This window comes from Bacillus sp. AY2-1 (assembly GCF_008368965.1).
Taxonomy (GTDB): domain Bacteria; phylum Bacillota; class Bacilli; order Bacillales; family Bacillaceae_G; genus Bacillus_A; species Bacillus_A thuringiensis_S.
In genome coordinates this window covers 1-1,237 of record NZ_QPEL01000282.1, presented here as the reverse complement: position 1 = coordinate 1,237, position 1,237 = coordinate 1, and the positions used below count along the sequence as shown (strand labels likewise).

Below are 1,237 nucleotides of genomic sequence, written 5' to 3'. Positions count from 1 at the left end.
GAACTCTATGCATTAGTTACTTGAGTTTCTGTTTTAAGTGTTCTTAAATTAAAGAAAGCTAAACCATTTGCTTAATTAGTATAAGTATCACTTATTTAGGAAATCTCTAAAAAGCTTCTGGAATAATTAATAATAGATTTTTACTTGATTATTGCAAACTACAATTTTTTATCATGTATTTTCCTCCAAACATAACTATTGGTAAATATAGTATGTAAATTGGTAAATATAGTATTTACAATCATCATTTTATCCAATTTATATAATTTTTACAAGATATTACAATATATTTATGATATTTTTAAATCGACAAGGGTTGATACCAAACATCCTTAAGTTGATTGATGTTTGGTACTTCCCCATCGCTATCAAGCTATAATTATATAAATTTAATTTCACGTGAAATTTTTTTATTATTCCATTTTGAAAGTATTTAGGCTCTGTATTCTTTTGATATATACGAGTATTGGTACAGTTTTTTCTTGAAATTAACTATAAGTACAGCATCTTCAAATTAAGTTTACTAAAGAAATTTTTGAAAAAATGGATCTGATTTTGTGCTGATTGACATTATTTTCATTACATCCTTTTATTTGTATTAGTATATTTTTTACACCTTTACACTTTTACACAAGTGTAAAGGTGTCGGATTTTGCTTCGTTTTTCACTTTTACACAAGTGTAAAGGTGTCGGATTTTGCTTCGTTTTTTTACTTTAATTGAACAATTGAAAAAGGAAAAAAGCATACCTGGTAGTATGCGACTTAACAACAGGAGTACTTGAATAACATAATAGTAGAACAAGACCATCGCTTTATAAAGCAGCGATGATCTTGTTTTATGCTAGGACTCAAATGTTTTGACACAGCTATATCCATTCTTTCTGGAGTAGAAGCCATACATATGATTAAAAAACAACAGGCTGATTTACGGGATCGGTCTGTCCAAAATCAAAAAGCATTCATCCATCAATTATTTGGACTTGCAGCGTAAGAGATGATCCCATTAAGAAGCTATTGGATTTATTATCTTTCATACTATTTTTGCACCAGAACCAAATTCATTTTACACTTTCTCCTACCCATTTCTCTTCTATCTTTATAAAAAAAGATAATACAAAAATTAAACAAAATGCCATTAAAGACATGAGTGGAATAGTTACAAAACCAAAATATTTTTCATAAACAGTTAAGCAATTACTAGTAATACCACAAAATAAACTATGCGTTTGATTAAAT

At 27.8% G+C, this 1,237-nt stretch carries 1 pseudogene; it reads left to right on the top strand.

Going from position 1 to position 1,237, the window contains the following annotated elements:
• Positions 1–717 precede the first annotated feature (717 nt).
• Positions 718–992 (top strand): annotated as a pseudogene (locus DN403_RS30385) (DDE-type integrase/transposase/recombinase); the annotation flags it as partial.
• Between the last annotated feature and the right edge of the window lie 245 nt (positions 993–1,237).